Origin of the sequence: Paenibacillus sp. VTT E-133291 (genome assembly GCF_002264395.1) — a bacterium.
GTDB classification, from domain to species: domain Bacteria; phylum Bacillota; class Bacilli; order Paenibacillales; family Paenibacillaceae; genus Paenibacillus_AQ; species Paenibacillus_AQ nitricinens.
In genome coordinates this window covers 98373-114631 of the sequence record NZ_NFVA01000002.1, presented here as the reverse complement: position 1 = coordinate 114631, position 16259 = coordinate 98373, and the positions used below count along the sequence as shown (strand labels likewise).

Here is a 16259-nt window from a genome sequence, read left to right as displayed (position 1 = left end):
AAGATTCAAAAGGGGCGCTTTTAGTTTTTATTTTATTCTAAAAATCGTTACGGATTGCTTCGGAAACTCATAAGAAAAGCAACTGCCCACTGTCGTAAAGTTTTTTTGCTTCGGGGAGACAAGCTCTTTATTCTCGAAATTATTTTCATCCTCAAGCTGGTATCCCGACAGTTCATATCCTTCGACGGACAAGTCCTTTTTTGCCAACTCTTTTAATATAATCTCAGCAGAAACGCTATTCTCTTGTACATTCACTGTCTTAAGTATGATATCCCCTGTGCAATCCTCCACACTTGCTGTGTAATACAGCGGTTCGATGACCGGAAGTTTATCCTCTGTTTCATTGATCAACTCTCCGTTAATGTATGTATGAATATGTCTGCCTGATACTTTTAGCTTTAGATCATATTCTACGTCTGTTTCAACAGTAAACATCGAATGTGTCAGAACAGAGTTTCTTCCGTTAATGATGGAGGCGACAATCGAATCCTGATTCTGCCAGCCACCCAGCTCCCAGTACAAATGATTCTGATCATCCGCTTTGCCAAAATAGAACTTAAATCCTTTATTCCCTGCGGTTCGTGTAGCCTTAAAATTCAAGGAATAGCTCTCCCACTCCGTCTCTCCAAGCTCTAATATATGTTTAGCCGTTCCATTCTGATCGGGGTCAAGCAGATTCGCTACTTCTTCCGATAGATCAGAAAATGTCTTGTGTTCTCCTGTGACATTGTTGACAAGATGGATTTCGGAGAAACGAGCAGCGGATGCATCGACGCCCAAGCTAATGGCTCCTGTGATTGCTTCAATTTTGCGTTCCTCAGGTACTGTGAAGCCGTTTGCTTTTATTTCTAGGAGCTGATCTCCCTGATGATTCATGAATAGCTTTTGAACATAGTAGTTCGCAGTTCCGTACACTTCATGATTATTAAACCAGATTAGATCCGGCTTCCAGTTGATATAATCCACATTGCAGAGCATAGGCGCATAACATGCCAAGCCAACTGCATGAGCGTTGTTCTGAAGTCCCGTCATAAAAGCCGCTTCCACCAACGCGTTAAAATAGGTATTGCCCCATGAAGCATATTCACCTAAGAACACTTTCGGTTCGTCAGCCTTAAAGTCATCATAACGATGATGATTCGCCAGGAACCATTCTGGTGTACAGTAGTAATGCTCATCTACGAGATCAGACTTATTCTCTTTTGCCGATGTCCAGCCCCGATCATATTCTTTACCTGCAGAGAATGGACCGCTCGAATTAATGACTTTAATATCCGGATATTTCTCTTTTATGGCTTGATGAAAGTAAGGATATCTCTCGAAAAAAGGTGCACCTACCTCCTCATTGCCGATACCGATATACTCTAGGTTAAAAGGCTCTGGATGACCCAGCCTCGCACGTATACTTCCCCACTCCGAAGAAATGTCCCCATTAGCAAATTCAATCAAATCCAGTGCATCCTCAACCCAGGGCGTTAATTCATCCAGTGGGACCAATCGTTTATGATGCGGATCGTAGCCGCCCGGAAGAACGGGAATCGGCTTAGCTCCAATATCCTCACAGAACTGAAAATATTCAAAGTAACCTAACCCAAGCGTCTGATTATAGGACCAGTTATTCCGCCTTGCCGGTCTTTGTGCAACATCCCCAATTGTATTCTTCCATCTGTACATAGAATCTCTGTCATCTGGATTTAAGGAACCGTCATGTACCAGACAACCACCCGGAAACCGCATGAATTTAGGCTTTAAGCCGGCGAGTAACAGTGAAATATCTTCACGCATGCCCCCTGGTCTGTTCATAAAGGTCTTCTCCGGAAATAGAGAAATCATGTCCAGGTATACCCTCCCGCTCCCTTTGGTAACGATTACAAGACGTGAACTAGTATCCGTAGCCTTAGACTTAATAACTGCTTCGTATCGAGTCCATTCGGAGTGATTCACAGCTATTTCCGCTTCACCATGAATGATGCCATTTGTACTTTCGATGGTTACAGTAAGGGGGACATCAAAGCTTGTCTCGCGACGAGCATAAACGGAGAACTTATAGTTCTCGCCCTCTTCTACCGGAATACCACGATTGAATCCCAGATTCATCAACCCAACGCCGTCACCTTCAGCCACAATATCAATAGCTACATAATGTGGATTACGACCATTCAAGGGCTCGCTATCTTCAACGGTGATTACGGATTTCCCCTCCCCACGTTCTACAGGCTCCCAAGCCATTAACGCATGATAATCGGCCCGATCAATCGGATCAAATTCAAAGGATCGATTCTGAACTAGCTCAGCATAAAGTCCACCATCTGCCGCATGATTTAAATCCTCAAAGAAGATTCCAAATAAATCACCTAATGCTGCACCACGCTTCTGTGTATGTATTGTCAGAGTTCCTTCTGTCTTCATTCTTTCATCACTCCCTTGTAATATTCAGTTTAGTTTATATTTATATTACTTAGTTCATATCTATATGAATCATTATAGTGAGTTCACTTCACATTCGTCAATTCAGATGCTTTGAATGTACATCAAAAAAACCGATATCGTATGAGAATCCATACAACATCGGTCTTTATAACACAGGTCCATTTATAATACTCATTTATTTGGCAGTCATTTGCCCTACTAAGAACTCAACAAAATCAGTTGATTTGTTCTTATCTCCACCTTCTCCAAACACCCCGATAATCATCTTCCGTGAATGAATTGGAAGATCTGTAGCAAATTTCGTATCTGTGATATCTACGCCAGTGATCCATTCTTCACCGTTCTCCGTGTTTTTTATACGTTTCAAACGAATATCATCTAAAGGAAGTCCCGCTGATTTAACAAACGGCTCCAGATTCTTAAGTCCCTGCTGTTGTCCAATCCAATCAAAAGTAGCATCATCCAAAATGAGGATATCAGGTCTTTCCGCTGCCAGCATCGCCATTGCGCGCTGAATATAAGTCATGTCTAATGTTCCTCCACCCGTTCCACCTGTTGAGGGAAGGTACACTACATCCGTCTTTACCCGCTTCCAAGTCGGATAGCGATTGACTATCTCTTGTTTAAGCTCTTCATCCTTACCTGATGGATCTTGGGATTCATAATTGCCTAAGAACATGATATGTACATCCACTGGCGGGAGTGAAGCTTCATATTTTTTTGCTTGATATTGATTATAAAGAGCGTTACCTCCAAAGATTAGCACTAACAGCACAATGATAGATACAAAAGTATGGACTTTGTATAGCCTAAAAAAATTCTCTGATTTACGCGCTATGCCGGAAAATGCTCCCCATTTCTCTAGCCGCTTGTCCTCTGCCTCCTGAATTTCCTGTTGATCCAAGCCGTCTAGGATCGTTTTGAAAGCAAGAAATTCTTCTTCATAGGCTGTAGCCTCAGTTTCTGAGGAATTTGATTTACGGCGTTTCAAGTGCAAATCAAACTTTTTATTCAGTTCCTCCCGGCTAATGTCTACAGGCAAGTCCAAACGTTCATATGCCTCTTTTAACTTCTCATTCAAATTGATGACTCCTTCCTGATGCTTAACTAAATATCTGATCGTAAATTTGGTTCTATGTATTGAATTAGATTGAACATACACATATTGCAAAAAAATGAGCGAATTCGTGAAAAATACAACATATGAACTCAATTAAACTATATCATGGAGTGCTAGATGCTAACAAGTAAGCGTTTATCATAGGGCTTAGAGGCATTCTCTATTGCCCTTAGTCCAAACCATGCAGCTGTTTAAATTGCTCTGGACTCATTCCAGTCAACCGCTTAAACACTAGACAAAAGTAGCTGGCATTTTCGAAGCCCACTAACTGAGCAATCTCATACATTTTTTTATCTCGTTCATTGGACATTAGTTGTTTACTCAAGTTTATACGTTGCTTGTTGATATAGGTTACAGGTCGATCATGAATTGTTTTTTGAAAAAGCCTACATAAATACTGTGGCGACACTGCAATAACCTCCGCAAGTTCCTTTAATGGGAGGGACCTATGAAGATTTCTTTCTATATGACGCAACACCGGATTAATTCGCTCCAATTCAAGAGCTTCATTTAAAGGAGAAACTAGGTTGCTTTTTAAATCCAGTAGCAGCGCATATAATTGTTTGGATCGTTCCAGATTCGTTTCCAAATCATTGTTATCTGACAAGTTGAGCATTTCTTTTAAAGGATTTAGCCATTTATCCTCCTTCAACCTAGCAGGGCCTGATTCGCGAATTCCTGCGTACAGCAGCATTTGACCGGCCTCTCTACCATTGAATGAAATCCATGACAGCTTCCACTTACTGCTGATTGGCGCATACGAATGCGTAATATTCGGGAACAAAAAGAAAACATCCCCTGAGCCGACAATATATCGTTTCTCCTGGATGATAAGCTCGCCTTTGCCTTCATGAATCTGATGCATTTGATAGTCCGGAAATCCGGTAGGACGTAAGGTTTCTGCCTGATGCTCCCAAAATCCAATGGTTGTAGCATACAGCGGCAGCATATTCGTCTCTTCCGTTTGGCAAAAGATTATTTTGCTCTCCATCTGATCACTCGTTTCATATTTTGTTATATTTGATGAAAAATCTTTTATATCTCTTACCATTACTCCAATCTATAATATGAATATAATAACATCACTATTATAAAGGAGATTTACTCATGCGAGCAAAATTTGTTTACCAGCCTCCTGCAAACGGTTATCCAGAATGGAATAATAATCCGGAGATCTTCGAATTAAATCGCTTGGATGCACATGCTTCCATGATCCCATATAGCAATCTAACGCAAGCCCTGGTGGGAGATAAAGAAGCCTCGCCATACTACAAAACGCTTAATGGCATTTGGAAGTTCTCTTTTTTTGAAACACCGGATCTACGAGTCGTGGATTTCTATAAAGCTCATTTCGATTGCAGCAATTGGGCTACGATTCCTGTACCTTCTCACTGGCAGTTCCATGGCTATGATTACCCGCAATATACGAATGTGCGCTATCCTTGGGCGGAATCCGAACCTGATCTCAAGCCACCTTTTGCTCCGACAAAATATAATCCCGTGGGCTCGTACATCAGAACCTTTACTGTACCAGAATCTTGGAACGGTCAGCCTGTATACCTTAGCTTTCAGGGGGTTGAATCCGCTTTCTATGTGTGGGTAAACGGAGAACGGGTCGGATACTGTGAAGACACCTTTACGCCTTCGGAGTTCGATATTACCCCTTATCTAGTTACTGGTGATAATAAACTAGCTGTCGAGGTCTATCGCTGGTGTGATGCCAGTTGGCTGGAGGATCAAGATTTTTGGCGGCTTAGCGGTATTTTTCGGGAGGTCTATCTGTACACGGCCCCTTCTGTCCATGTTGCTGATTTTTTCGTTAAAACCGAGCTGGATGAGGATTTCGTTCATGCGGATTTAAACGTAGACATCAAAATGGAGAAATACTTTGATCAGAAGCTAAGCCCTTATACACTCCAAATGCAGCTATACAATAAAGAGGATCAGCCTGTCTGGGAGGCACCAGTATCTACAGTTACTTCCATGGATCAAGAGGGCGTTCATCATTTCAAGCTTTCTGAGCATGTAAAAGATCCTTATAAGTGGAGTGCTGAGACACCGTATCTGTATACATTGGTCCTCTCTATTATTGACGATAAAGGAAACACTATTGAAACGGTCAGCTGTAAGGTCGGATTCCGCACCTTTGAGATCAAAGACGGACTTATGAAGATCAACGGCAAAAGAATTGTACTTAAAGGCGTTAACCGGCACGAGTTCTCTTGTGACACAGGACGTGCGCTATCCAAAGACGACATGATCCGAGATATCCAACTGATGAAAACACATAATATTAACTCGGTTCGGACCTCTCACTACCCGAATCAGTCTATTTGGTATGAGCTTTGTGATGAATACGGACTTTACGTTATCGATGAAACCAATCTGGAGACGCACGGCACTTGGCAGTACGGGCAACAAGGAATACATGAGGGAAATGTACCTGCCAGCAAACCGGAATGGCGGGCCAATGTGATTGACCGTTGCAACTCCATGATGCAAAGAGATAAGAACCATCCTTCGGTTATCATCTGGTCACTGGGGAATGAGTCCTACGGTGGTGATAATTTTATCGCCATGCATGACTATCTCAGAGAAGCGGACCCAACACGGCCTGTTCATTATGAAGGGATCTTCCATTGCAGAGAGTCGGAAGCAGCTAGTGATATAGAGTCGACCATGTATGCTAAACCGCACGAGGTTGAAAAATATGCGCTGAGTCATCCTCAGAAGCCTTATATCATCTGCGAATACAGTCATGCTATGGGCAATTCCTGCGGTGGGCTAAACCTATACACGGACTTGTTTGACAAGTACGATATTTTTCAAGGTGCATTTATTTGGGATTGGGTGGATCAGTCTATCCGAACCCAAACATCCGAAGGTGTCTCCTATTTAGCATATGGCGGTGACTTTGGTGAGTCGCCACATGATGGAAACTTTAGCGGAAACGGATTACTTTTTGCCGATCGTTCGGTTACTCCAAAGCTATTTGAGGTCAAAAAATGCTATCAAAATATTAAAGTAACTGCTTTAAATATCCGTGAAGGTCTCTTTCAGATTCATAATAACTTTTTATTTACCGACATTAAACAGTACGAACTTAAATGGGAAGTTACTTTAGACGGAGTAGCTGCGCAAGAGGGTTTGCTGCAAATCTCTGCTGTACCAGGAGAAATCGTTGAATGCACCATCCCTTATGAACTGATTTCACATAAAGGCGATCACGAAGCTATTCTAAATCTCTCCTTCATTCAGCGTTCAGAAACTTCTTGGTCTGATGCTGACCACGAAATCGCTTGGGAACAGTTCATTCTGTCCCCGCGTATCGTGACAAAGGCTCCAAAAACAACGGATGGAACGTTACATGTGCAGGAACATGAAGATGCATTGAGCGTACAGGGTGAGAATTTCACTCTAAGCTTTAATAAAGCAACTGGTGAGCTAAACTCATACCATGCTGCCGGTAAAGAACATCTGCTTGAGCCCGTAAGACCTAATTTCTGGAGAGCAGTCACGGATAATGATCTTGGCAATGGATTGCCAAAGCGCTGTGCAGTGTGGAAGCAGGCTTCTAATGAGCGGAATCTGTTGAGCATGGTTTATAGAACCGAAGGAAATCTCTGTTTCGTTTCCACCACTTACCTTCTGCCATCGAATCCGTATTCCACCCTTCTGGTTCAGTATGAGATTCGCCCTGACGGATCTATAGAGTTCCTGCAAGAACTGAATCCGGGTAGTAGTGATCTGCCAGAAATTCCTGAGTTCGGAATGATGTTCGTGCTTGCTGGAAGACTCGATACCCTGTCATGGTACGGCCGTGGACCCCATGAGAATTATTGGGATAGACAGACTGGATCACCACTGGGCCGTTATTCTGGCAAAGTCAGTGACCAGTTCGTCCCTTACCTCAGACCGCAGGAGTGTGGCAATAAGACTGATGTGAGATTTGCTTCAATAACGGAAGCCAACGATGGATCAGGACTTTATTTTGATAGTGCCATCCCTATGGAGATTAATGCCCTGCCTTGGATGCCTGACGAGCTGGAAGCAAGTGATCATGTGTATAAATTGCCTGTCTCGAACAAAAGCGTGCTGAGAGTCAACTACAAGCAAATGGGTGTTGGCGGTGACGACAGTTGGGGCGCACGGACACATGAAGAGTTTACTCTACCAGCTAATCGCCCATATGCATTCCGTTTCACCCTCTCTCTTCTTTAATCTCATCTATTAAAAAAGGCCGTCTCTGGTTGGTTTCTACCAAACAAGACGGCCTTGTTCTATTTATTTCAATCCCACAACAGAGTTTTGCGTGCTCCTCAATACCTCCTTAGCCTTATCAATCTTTTCTCTGGCTACCAACTCCATTAACAATAGATTGTACAAATCAAATCGCCATAATGTGTTTTGTCCATTGAGTAAAAGGAGACTTTAAATTATGATAGTTTTCGTCGAGAATGATTATCATTATTGGTGATCGTTACATATTTTAGGGAGGCAATATTATATGAACAAGGTAAGACAACCCTTCGCCGTGTTATGTGTACTCTTTCTGATGACCACATTACTACTCGCGTGCGGAAACTCAGAGGAACAACCAGCCAAGAACACTGCGTCTAACGCAGCCGGAAATAATACTTCTGCTACCCCTGCACCTTCTCCAGAAACATCCGATAATGGCACTAATGCAGCTGCGGCGACTACTCGCACCTACACGGACTACATAGGCCATACTGTAGAAATTCCTGTTAACCCTAAGCGCGTAATTTATTCAGGAGAAACTTATGGCGATTTGCTCGCACTTGGTGTGCAAGCGGTAGGCTATCCACTATCTATGGGTGAGGGACAGGTTTTTGAAGATCAGCTTCAAGGTGTCGAAGATGTAGGGTTCCCTATCAATCTGGAAAAGACCCTGGAACTTCAGCCTGATTTGATTATCTATGCAGGAACAGATGAAGCTGATTTCGAGCAGCTGTCCAAAATTGCACCAACAATAATCTTTGATACCTTTGCCCCGCTAAAAGAACGAATGCTGGATATTGGCGGAATTCTTGGGAGAACGACCGAAGCAGAGGCATGGCTCGCTAAGTATAAAACGAGTGAAGATGCCTTGTGGGAACAATTAAAGGCAGCAGGCATAAAAGAAGGAGAAACAGCTTCAGTCTTTACTTATTATCCTGGTGACAGACTATTTGTTATGGCGACGACCGGACTTTCGCAAGTCCTATATGGAGAGAATGGCTTCAAGCCAACCCCAGCGATTCAGAAGGTTCTCGATGAAGGTATGGGATTCCAGGAAGTATCCATGGAAGTGCTAAAAGAATATGCCGGAGATCGGATTTTCATCCTAACTCCTGTGGCCGATGAAGCCAAGCAATCCACTTCTACTCTATTAAAGAGCCCGATTTGGAAAGGTCTCCCTGCCGTCAAGAACGGATATGTCTATACACAAGATATTATGAAGACTTCAAGTGATGCAACAACAAGAGAATGGCTGCTCGGTGAACTCCCACAGCTTTTGAATATGAAATAATTTTCACCTTCATGAAGCATTTGGCACTTAGCTGATAGAAAACTGCAAGAAGCATGTCAACAGCTGTTGATATGCTTCTTTATTTTATATACAATGAATTAATTGATAATGATTCTCACCAAATGAACGGAGGCTTCCTCTTGCTGCAAACATTACCCGTCGCTGCACCGCTCCGCTCGTTGCTGTTTCAGCTGACTGATGCGGAACTACATATTCAACCGGCAGGCTCTTGCTCTAAGACTCTTACCACTCACTTTTATAGACTTCTAATCTTCACTGGCGGAAGTGGACAGCTGATCCTTAGCGGTCAAACCATAACACTGACTACAGATACGTGTTATCTCCTATCTCCTGGAACATCCTATAGCACGGACAATCCAGAGACGACTCTTTATTATTATCTCATCACTTTTACAGCAATTAATAACTCCGAGTATCCCGAATATTATTCAGAGGAACTCCTTCCGGGTAGGCAGGAGCTAATTGTCCACCCGTTCACTAGGGTAATCCGCCTTGCGGAAGATCTGCTTATGAGCAAAAAAAATGCAGATGATGTGCAGTTTTTTAAGCGGCAATTGAAATTCCAAGAATTGCTGCTCTTACTTTTTGAGCATAATTATCCTTCCGAGCAGGTGCCAAGTCCCGCGGATTCCGTGGAAAAGACCATCCAATATATGCAAGAACACTATACGGAGAGTATCACCGTGAAGCAACTGGCTGAGCTCGCGGGTATTACGCTGTGGCAATATACTCCGATCTTTCAAAAGCTTACCGGCAAAAGACCGCTCGATTACCTGACCGAACTGCGTATTAACCATTCGAAGCGTTTCCTTCTGGAATCCGCTGAACCGCTGCGTGAGATTGCTCGACTGGTTGGCTTCTCCGATGAATATTATTTTAGTCGCCGGTTTCGTCAAAAGACTGGAATTACACCCGGACAATATGCGCATCAGCAAGGTCGGAAGCTTACTGTGAAAGACTGGACTGGCCATGAGGTGGATATTCCGGAGCGTCCAAGGCGCATTGTCTACCATGGTGAGACGCTTGGTGACCTTCTCGCATTAGGTATAAAACCTATTGGAGGAGATGAAGTCTTTGCATGGAACAGAGTCTATAAACATCGACTTAAGAAGCTCTCTAACGTTGGCTTTCCTCTGGATCCGAAGCTTGCCTCTTCATTAAATCCTGACCTAATTATTATAGCTAATTCAGATGATAAGGCTTATCGAGCAGTCGTCGACATCGCCCCGACACTTACCTTTGATTCATTTGCTCCACTTGAACACCGTATGCGGACACTTGGAAGCTGGTTGGGTAAGCAGCACGAAGCTGAAGCATGGCTGGATTCGTTCGCAGCAAAAAATGCTGCCATGTGGCAGCAGCTTTATATGAATACTCTTCGACCTGGAGAAACAGCTTCTGCATTGATTTATGACCATGGAAATCATCTATATGCAATGGGAATGTCAGGTTTGTCTACTGCTCTCTATGCCCCTAACGGTTTACAACCCACAGATGAGATCCAAGCGATTCTCGATGAAGAGTTAGGGTTTGCAGAGGTTGATCCAGCAAGGCTGCCTTCTTACGCCGGAGATTATATTTTTATGCTTATTCCAGAACGTCAAGACTCTCGAGTGGCTATGGAGAAACTACTAGACAGCTCACTTTGGAAAAATCTATCTGCAGTACGTAAGGGGCAAGCTTATCTACTTGACGGAAGCAAATGGAACTATGGAGATGCGCTAACCCGAGAGAAGCTACTTATGCTGTTGCCTAAGCTGCTTGGAGGAGGTTAATCAATCGGCTCTTTTAATAAAAATCCTGATCATGATGCCCAAAAGGCTCAAGTGGAATAGAAGTCCCACCATAAAGTATGCAAGTACACTAAAACCACTAGCCATTTCTACAACAAAAAATAACTTAGCAGGCCAATACGTAGGAATCCACGCACCGATAAATTGCCAGGGTGATGGAACAAAGTATGCTAGGATTGGTCCTGCTATAAACAGACCACCGACCTTTGCTAAAGCTAATCCCTCTACCTTATTTGCAGCGAAAGAAGCTAGGAATAATGCAAAACAAGGGGCTTCAAATGCTAATAGTAAAAGGATATATACATGCTCTAATTGGAAGCTAGATAAGCCGGAGACTATAAAAAATAGCGATGAAAGAAATGCACAGAGTAGAGATGGAAGAACTAGACGATACACCATGTACCCTCTGCGCATTAATGGTGTAACCGCGTAATAAGAGATGACATTCTCATCTCTTTCATCAAGCATTAAAAGACCTGTCATCATACCGGTTAGCATGGGAAAGGTCATGACTAAGAAAATCGCAGCAAAGCTGCTATATTGATATAAATCAAAAGCATAACCATTCGTAAGCCAATCGGCTATCATTGGAAATCCAAACCTTGAGACGACTAGAAGGGCTAATGGAGCAAAGATGCCGACCATAAGCACTGGGTCCAAACCAGTATGCCGGATATCGCTTATAAAAAGCATACGATACTTTTTCATTTTCCTGCTCCTCCCTTACCTATGCGCATCATTACATGATTTTCGAAGGACATTTTTGCCCATACGTATATCACTACATTCCATAGGAGTAATATCGATATGGAGTACATGTAACTGCCAAGTGACATAGCCGAGGTTCCCGAATTCAACAAGCGAAGCGTTCCTTCCGTAGGAAGCCATAAGAAAAGTTTGGAGTTCCACACCTTAAAATAACCAAGCAATGGAAGGATAAAAGGCAATGCGAATACTTGTGAGAGTAGAATGAAGCCATTAATTGTCTGGCAACGAGCCACAACACCAATCGACAATAGCGTCATGAAGCTTGAAGTTAAAATGATTCCAGTAGAAAAGCCAAACGGGGAATGCGGAATCCCGCTAGCTGCTACATGAATAACCCAAGCGGCAAACAGGGAGAGTACAGATAATGAGCCAGCTTTTGAAAGTAAATATTCCCTAACACGAATCGGAGTAACAAATAAAGCATCATGGATCCCCTGGTCTCTTTCCAGCAGCACAATCCCCCCTGCGAGAATAAGTCCCAAAGCACTCGGATCGCTAAAGGTCAATAACAACATCGTTTGTTCTCGATAATGATCAGGAATAAGATGCAGCAATACCAAATAAAACGCACAGATAATGACGTAGACCCAATAAAACCCATGCCGCCATTGAAACCGGATGTCAAAGGCAAACGCAGATCTGAATCTCATGTTAACTGCCTCCCAGTTACGTCAATAAATATTTGTTCCAAAGACGCCTCCAGCGAATGAATGGTTTCTATTGGATGCTCACGAACAAGCTTTAAGAAATATTCATTCTCCCCTATATCATCAAGTGAGAATTCCTCATTTCTAACTTCATTATGATGGCGATATTCCAGCCGCACTCGTTTTTTTCCATTATGAAGCTTAAGCTCCCGAGGAGAATCAATCAACTTAATTTGACCGTCTACGATAAAAGCGACCCTGTCGCAGAGCTCCTCCGCGGCTTGCATATTATGTGTTGTAATAATTACAGTTGTCCCATTCGCCTTTTTTTCCAGGATTAAATCCTTCATTCGTTTCGCATTAACAGGGTCGAGCCCGGAAGTGGGTTCATCCAGAAATAGAATTTGTGGGTTATTTAAGAGTGCTCTGCAGAAATTCAGCCTCATTTTCATCCCCTTCGATAACTGGGAGACCTTCAAATTTGCAGCTTCAGTGAGATTTACTTGCTCCAGGAGAAACCTCGGTTCCACCGTTCTCCCTGAATACAGAGTCCTAAATAGCTGCAAATTTTCCAGCGCAGTAAACTTTGAATAGAAATTTGGAAACTCAAAAGCTACCCCTATCCCCTCAAAATACTCCGGTCCGGTATTTCTTATTTCCTTGCCCATTACGTTAACGCTGCCGAGATAATTTTTTAAGACTCCAATTAGTATTTTTTGTGTTGTGCTTTTACCCGCTCCCGAAGGACCGAGAAAACCAAACACTTCACCTTGAGGTATGGAAAAGTTAAGTCCACTAAGGGTTGGCTCTTTTATTTTTGGATAGGTAAAATGAAGCTCCTTTACTTCGATCATATCATTCTCCCCCAGTCTTATTATCTTTCAAAGAAGTCATCCCTTCAGCCAGAACCCCAATCAAAAGCTCTATTGTTGCCTGATAACGTTCATCACCGATCTCATCCTTATGCAAAGACAGGAGGACTACAGAGCGAATCATGCTTACGATTAATTCCGGGTCAATCCCAACCATGATACCTTCGGCTTGCCATGATTGAATGAAAGGAATAAAAAAGTCTTTATCCTCTGTAAAATTTTGTTCCAACAACTCATTAGGCAACTTTCTTAATAGCTGCTCCATTTCGCTTCTTACGAACATCTGGCGGACGATCGGACTCTCTTCCATCATCCGGAAAGATTTCAGTAAAAATAATTGGATTTCTTCCTTGTTTACAGGCACGCCTACGCTAAATGAATTGAACATTGTACTACGAATTCGTTGTTCCTCTTCAAGCAATATGTGATAGAACAATTCCTCTTTCGATCCAAAGAACATGTAAAACGAACCTTGCGCAATCCCGGCGGCTTTTGTTAATTCTTCAACACTAGTTTTTTTAATGCCATGTACTTCAAAACAGCGGCGACCTTCTGTCAACAATTTATGTTTAATCCATTCTCTTTCTTGTTCTGTGAATTTCTTAGGCATACATCTCAACTCGCTTTTATGGTTTTATGAATATTTTTATTTTATATTCACAAGATAAACCAACTAACCATATTTTGTCAATCTTTTTTCTCTGTGAGGTACAATTAGTATTCTCCTGTGCATCACCACCACAATCCTCCCCAAAATTAGCTTGAAAAATCTATGCTATAATCATGCAGTAACACGAAATGGACTAATGGGTGGGATACACAAATGAAATTGGAACGTTTGATTTCTATGATCTACAAGCTGTTGAACCACGAAGTTTTATCTGCCTCCAAGCTGGCTGAAGAGTTTCAGGTTTCTCAGAGAACTATCTATAGGGATATCGATGTCATTTGTGCCGCAGGCATCCCGGTTGTATCGTATCAGGGAACTAAAGGCGGATATGGCATCATGGACGGATATAAAATGGATAAAAGCCTGCTCCGTTCTTATGATGTCACTTCTTTGATTACCGTGCTGAACAGTCTCTCCTCTGTGTTTGAAGACGCGCAGGCGCAAGGAACCATTGAGCGGCTGCAAACGATTGGAGCAGAACAACAGACTTCTAGTCTAGCGGTGAATTTTGAAACTCGCCGTATGGATCCCGATGCACTTTCTCTTTTACGTACAGCTATTACGGAACGAAATATCGTCCGTTTTGATTACATCAATGTAAAAAACGAACGCACAACCCGTGATATGGAACCCGTAAAGCTTCATTTTAAATATAGCAACTGGTACATATATGGTTATTGCCGGGAACGACAGGATTATCGAGAGTTCCGGCTATCCCGGATGATGAATTTGCTTCTGACACAGAATATCTTTCATTCCCAACATGAGGTTCCCATAGAGGCCGGTTGTTCAAATAGGGCCGATCAGGTTGAGGAAGTCGTAATCCGGGTAGGACCTGAGGCTTTGGCAGAAGCGCTGGATCAATTTCACCAGATGGATAAGGAATTTCATACCGATGAGAGCATGACGATGCGAATTCCTGTGTATAAGCCATTGGAAGTCCGCTGGCTATGGTCAATTCTGCTGAGCTTCGGCAGCGGCGCTGAAGTCCTCGAGCCTCTTGCACTGCGGGGTATCTTAAAAATGCAGCTGCTAAATACCCTAAATCTTTATGAAGAAGTATGACAGTCTGCTGTCATACTTCTTCTTTTATATTAACAACAGCTACAAAAAAATCTATCACAACTCAAAAGGAGATCATACAATGACCAATCATCCAGTAGAAATGTTTAATTATCACATTTGGGCGAACCAAACGATCCTGGGAAGAATCAAGGAACTCTCTCCCTCTGTGCTAAATCAAGAAGTGAATAGCTCTTTTCCTACTATCGCTCATGCCCTTAGCCATATCTATGCGGTTGATACGATGTGGTATCTGGTTTTAACAGGCACTGGTATGCCTGAGGCTTTTCAAAAAAGTATCCCGCTAAATATGAGCATTCTAGATTCGGTTGATGAATACGCTAATCTTTTTGCCCAGCTATCTGAACAATACAAAGAATGGTTACAAAACCAACCCGATTTAGAGCAGACTATTCTACTTGATAACCCATTTGCTGGAATCCGGCAAACACGCCTATCAGAAATTGTGCTGCATGCCGCCAATCACGGGACTTATCATAGAGGTAATATATCCACTATGTTACGTCAGTTAGGGCACGCTTCTACCATGAATGACTATTCCTTTTTTTGGTATCAGATGCCTGCGAAAGCTATTTAATCTATGATGGGCAATGCTTTCCCTAGCTAGAAAGGAAATTGGAATTTAATGATGGAGATAGAAAATCTAATCACAGTAAAATCGAGAGAAGATTTACGGGTTTGGCTGCAGCAGAATCATACGACTGAAAAGTTTTGTTGGGTACTCGTAAGTATGACGCCAAATTCAGAAACATTGCTGTATTTGGATGTGGTTGAGGAATGTTTGTGCTTTGGATGGATCGATGGAGTGAAAAAGAAAGTTTCTGAAACGCAGCTGGCACAGCGACTGTCTCCCAGAATCAAACGAAGCTCTTGGACAGAATTAAATAAAGAACGTGTCCGCCGCCTCGATAAACTGGGGCTAATGAGTGACGAAGGAAGAAAGGTACTTCCGGATATGAATCTCGCTTCTTTTAAAGTCGATAGGGTTATAGAACAAAGGTTAAAAGAGGAGCAGCAAGTATATGAGAACCTCTTAACCTTTCCAGCTCTTTATACAAGAGTCCGGATCGACACGATACAAAGCTATACACATCAACAAGATTTATTTAAGCGTAAATTAGATAAATTTATAATAAACACTAAAGAAAATAAAATGTACGGTCAATGGCATGATCATGGACGGCTTCTAGATTATTAAGCTGCTGGATCATAAAATTGCTTTGTAACTCTTGCTGATTGATTAAGAAAGGTGAGAAACCCAGTCATTCTCATGACCTCGGGTTTCTCTTTTTTGTATTTAATTATGGAAAAATAGCATAATG

Annotated in this window: 13 protein-coding genes; 6 read left to right on the top strand and 7 right to left on the bottom strand. The window is 42.5% G+C overall.

The genetic code is table 11. From position 1 onward, the window contains the following. Window positions 1–27: 27 nt before the first annotated feature. From CA598_RS01635 to CA598_RS01625, 3 genes are all read right to left on the bottom strand, one after another. Window positions 28–2409, bottom strand: a complete 2382-nt coding sequence (locus CA598_RS01635; protein ID WP_094875099.1) for an alpha-L-arabinofuranosidase C-terminal domain-containing protein — start codon at window positions 2407–2409, stop codon at window positions 28–30. 196 nt (window positions 2410–2605) lie between these two features. After that, a complete protein-coding gene (locus tag CA598_RS01630; protein WP_094870172.1) occupies window positions 2606–3511 on the bottom strand; it encodes a hypothetical protein in 906 nt (301 codons plus the stop codon). Between the two features lie 208 nt (window positions 3512–3719). Beyond that, complete coding sequence (locus CA598_RS01625) at window positions 3720–4541, bottom strand: AraC family transcriptional regulator (protein WP_094875160.1); 822 nt, start codon at window positions 4539–4541, stop codon at window positions 3720–3722. A 116-nt stretch (window positions 4542–4657) separates the two neighbouring features. Between CA598_RS01625 and lacZ the strand changes: the two genes are divergently transcribed. From lacZ to CA598_RS01610, 3 genes are all read left to right on the top strand, one after another. Further along, on the top strand, window positions 4658–7771 hold the full coding sequence (gene lacZ / locus CA598_RS01620; RefSeq protein WP_094875098.1) for a beta-galactosidase, LacZ type: 3114 nt from the start codon (window positions 4658–4660) through the stop codon (window positions 7769–7771). 286 nt (window positions 7772–8057) lie between these two features. After that, on the top strand, window positions 8058–9083 hold the full coding sequence (locus CA598_RS01615; protein WP_094870174.1) for an ABC transporter substrate-binding protein: 1026 nt from the start codon (window positions 8058–8060) through the stop codon (window positions 9081–9083). 140 nt (window positions 9084–9223) lie between these two features. Continuing rightward, window positions 9224–10879 carry an AraC family transcriptional regulator gene (locus tag CA598_RS01610; protein ID WP_179283559.1) on the top strand — a complete coding sequence of 552 codons (1656 nt, stop codon included), beginning with the start codon at window positions 9224–9226 and terminating at the stop codon, window positions 10877–10879. Here the strand turns inward: CA598_RS01610 and CA598_RS01605 are convergent, their stop codons facing one another. The 4 genes from CA598_RS01605 to CA598_RS01590 are packed head-to-tail and all read right to left on the bottom strand — an operon-like array spanning window position 10880 to window position 13794. After that, window positions 10880–11605, bottom strand: a complete 726-nt coding sequence (locus CA598_RS01605) for a hypothetical protein (RefSeq protein WP_094875097.1) — start codon at window positions 11603–11605, stop codon at window positions 10880–10882. It abuts the gene before it with no gap. Next, the gene (locus CA598_RS01600) at window positions 11602–12315 is read right to left on the bottom strand and encodes a fluoroquinolone export ABC transporter permease subunit (RefSeq protein WP_094875096.1); all 714 of its coding nucleotides are present in this window, start codon (window positions 12313–12315) and stop codon (window positions 11602–11604) included. The genes CA598_RS01605 and CA598_RS01600 overlap by 4 nt, the downstream gene beginning before the upstream one ends. Continuing rightward, the gene (locus CA598_RS01595) at window positions 12312–13166 is read right to left on the bottom strand and encodes an ABC transporter ATP-binding protein (RefSeq protein ID WP_094875095.1); all 855 of its coding nucleotides are present in this window, start codon (window positions 13164–13166) and stop codon (window positions 12312–12314) included. The genes CA598_RS01600 and CA598_RS01595 overlap by 4 nt, the downstream gene beginning before the upstream one ends. A gap of 1 nt (window position 13167) precedes the next feature. Beyond that, window positions 13168–13794: a TetR/AcrR family transcriptional regulator gene (locus CA598_RS01590; protein WP_094875094.1), complete on the bottom strand. Its 627-nt coding sequence runs from the start codon at window positions 13792–13794 to the stop codon at window positions 13168–13170. Between the two features lie 213 nt (window positions 13795–14007). Here CA598_RS01590 and CA598_RS01585 point away from each other — a divergent pair, with 213 nt between their 5' ends. The 3 genes from CA598_RS01585 to CA598_RS01575 all read left to right on the top strand — a co-directional run bounded on the left by CA598_RS01585 (window position 14008) and on the right by CA598_RS01575 (window position 16135). Then, window positions 14008–14919, top strand: a complete 912-nt coding sequence (locus tag CA598_RS01585) for a helix-turn-helix transcriptional regulator (RefSeq protein ID WP_094875093.1) — start codon at window positions 14008–14010, stop codon at window positions 14917–14919. A 79-nt stretch (window positions 14920–14998) separates the two neighbouring features. After that, on the top strand, window positions 14999–15514 hold the full coding sequence (locus CA598_RS01580; protein WP_094870180.1) for a DinB family protein: 516 nt from the start codon (window positions 14999–15001) through the stop codon (window positions 15512–15514). Between the two features lie 51 nt (window positions 15515–15565). Further along, entirely contained in the window at window positions 15566–16135 is a 570-nt protein-coding gene (locus tag CA598_RS01575) for a YdeI/OmpD-associated family protein (protein WP_094875158.1), read from the top strand. Window positions 16136–16259: the final 124 nt, after the last annotated feature.

What these genes read in the sequence shown, in the direction of transcription:
- CA598_RS01605 (WP_094875097.1), bottom strand. Translation starts at nt 11,605, where the DNA reads ATGAAAAAGTATCGTATGCTTTTTATAAGCGATATCCGGCATACTGGT.
- CA598_RS01595 (WP_094875095.1), bottom strand. Translation starts at nt 13,166, where the DNA reads ATGATCGAAGTAAAGGAGCTTCATTTTACCTATCCAAAAATAAAAGAG.
- lacZ (WP_094875098.1), top strand. Translation starts at nt 4,658, where the DNA reads ATGCGAGCAAAATTTGTTTACCAGCCTCCTGCAAACGGTTATCCAGAA.
- CA598_RS01600 (WP_094875096.1), bottom strand. Translation starts at nt 12,315, where the DNA reads ATGAGATTCAGATCTGCGTTTGCCTTTGACATCCGGTTTCAATGGCGG.
- CA598_RS01575 (WP_094875158.1), top strand. Translation starts at nt 15,566, where the DNA reads ATGGAGATAGAAAATCTAATCACAGTAAAATCGAGAGAAGATTTACGG.
- CA598_RS01615 (WP_094870174.1), top strand. Translation starts at nt 8,058, where the DNA reads ATGAACAAGGTAAGACAACCCTTCGCCGTGTTATGTGTACTCTTTCTG.
- CA598_RS01590 (WP_094875094.1), bottom strand. Translation starts at nt 13,794, where the DNA reads ATGCCTAAGAAATTCACAGAACAAGAAAGAGAATGGATTAAACATAAA.
- CA598_RS01635 (WP_094875099.1), bottom strand. Translation starts at nt 2,409, where the DNA reads ATGAAGACAGAAGGAACTCTGACAATACATACACAGAAGCGTGGTGCA.
- CA598_RS01625 (WP_094875160.1), bottom strand. Translation starts at nt 4,541, where the DNA reads ATGGAGAGCAAAATAATCTTTTGCCAAACGGAAGAGACGAATATGCTG.
- CA598_RS01585 (WP_094875093.1), top strand. Translation starts at nt 14,008, where the DNA reads ATGAAATTGGAACGTTTGATTTCTATGATCTACAAGCTGTTGAACCAC.
- CA598_RS01580 (WP_094870180.1), top strand. Translation starts at nt 14,999, where the DNA reads ATGACCAATCATCCAGTAGAAATGTTTAATTATCACATTTGGGCGAAC.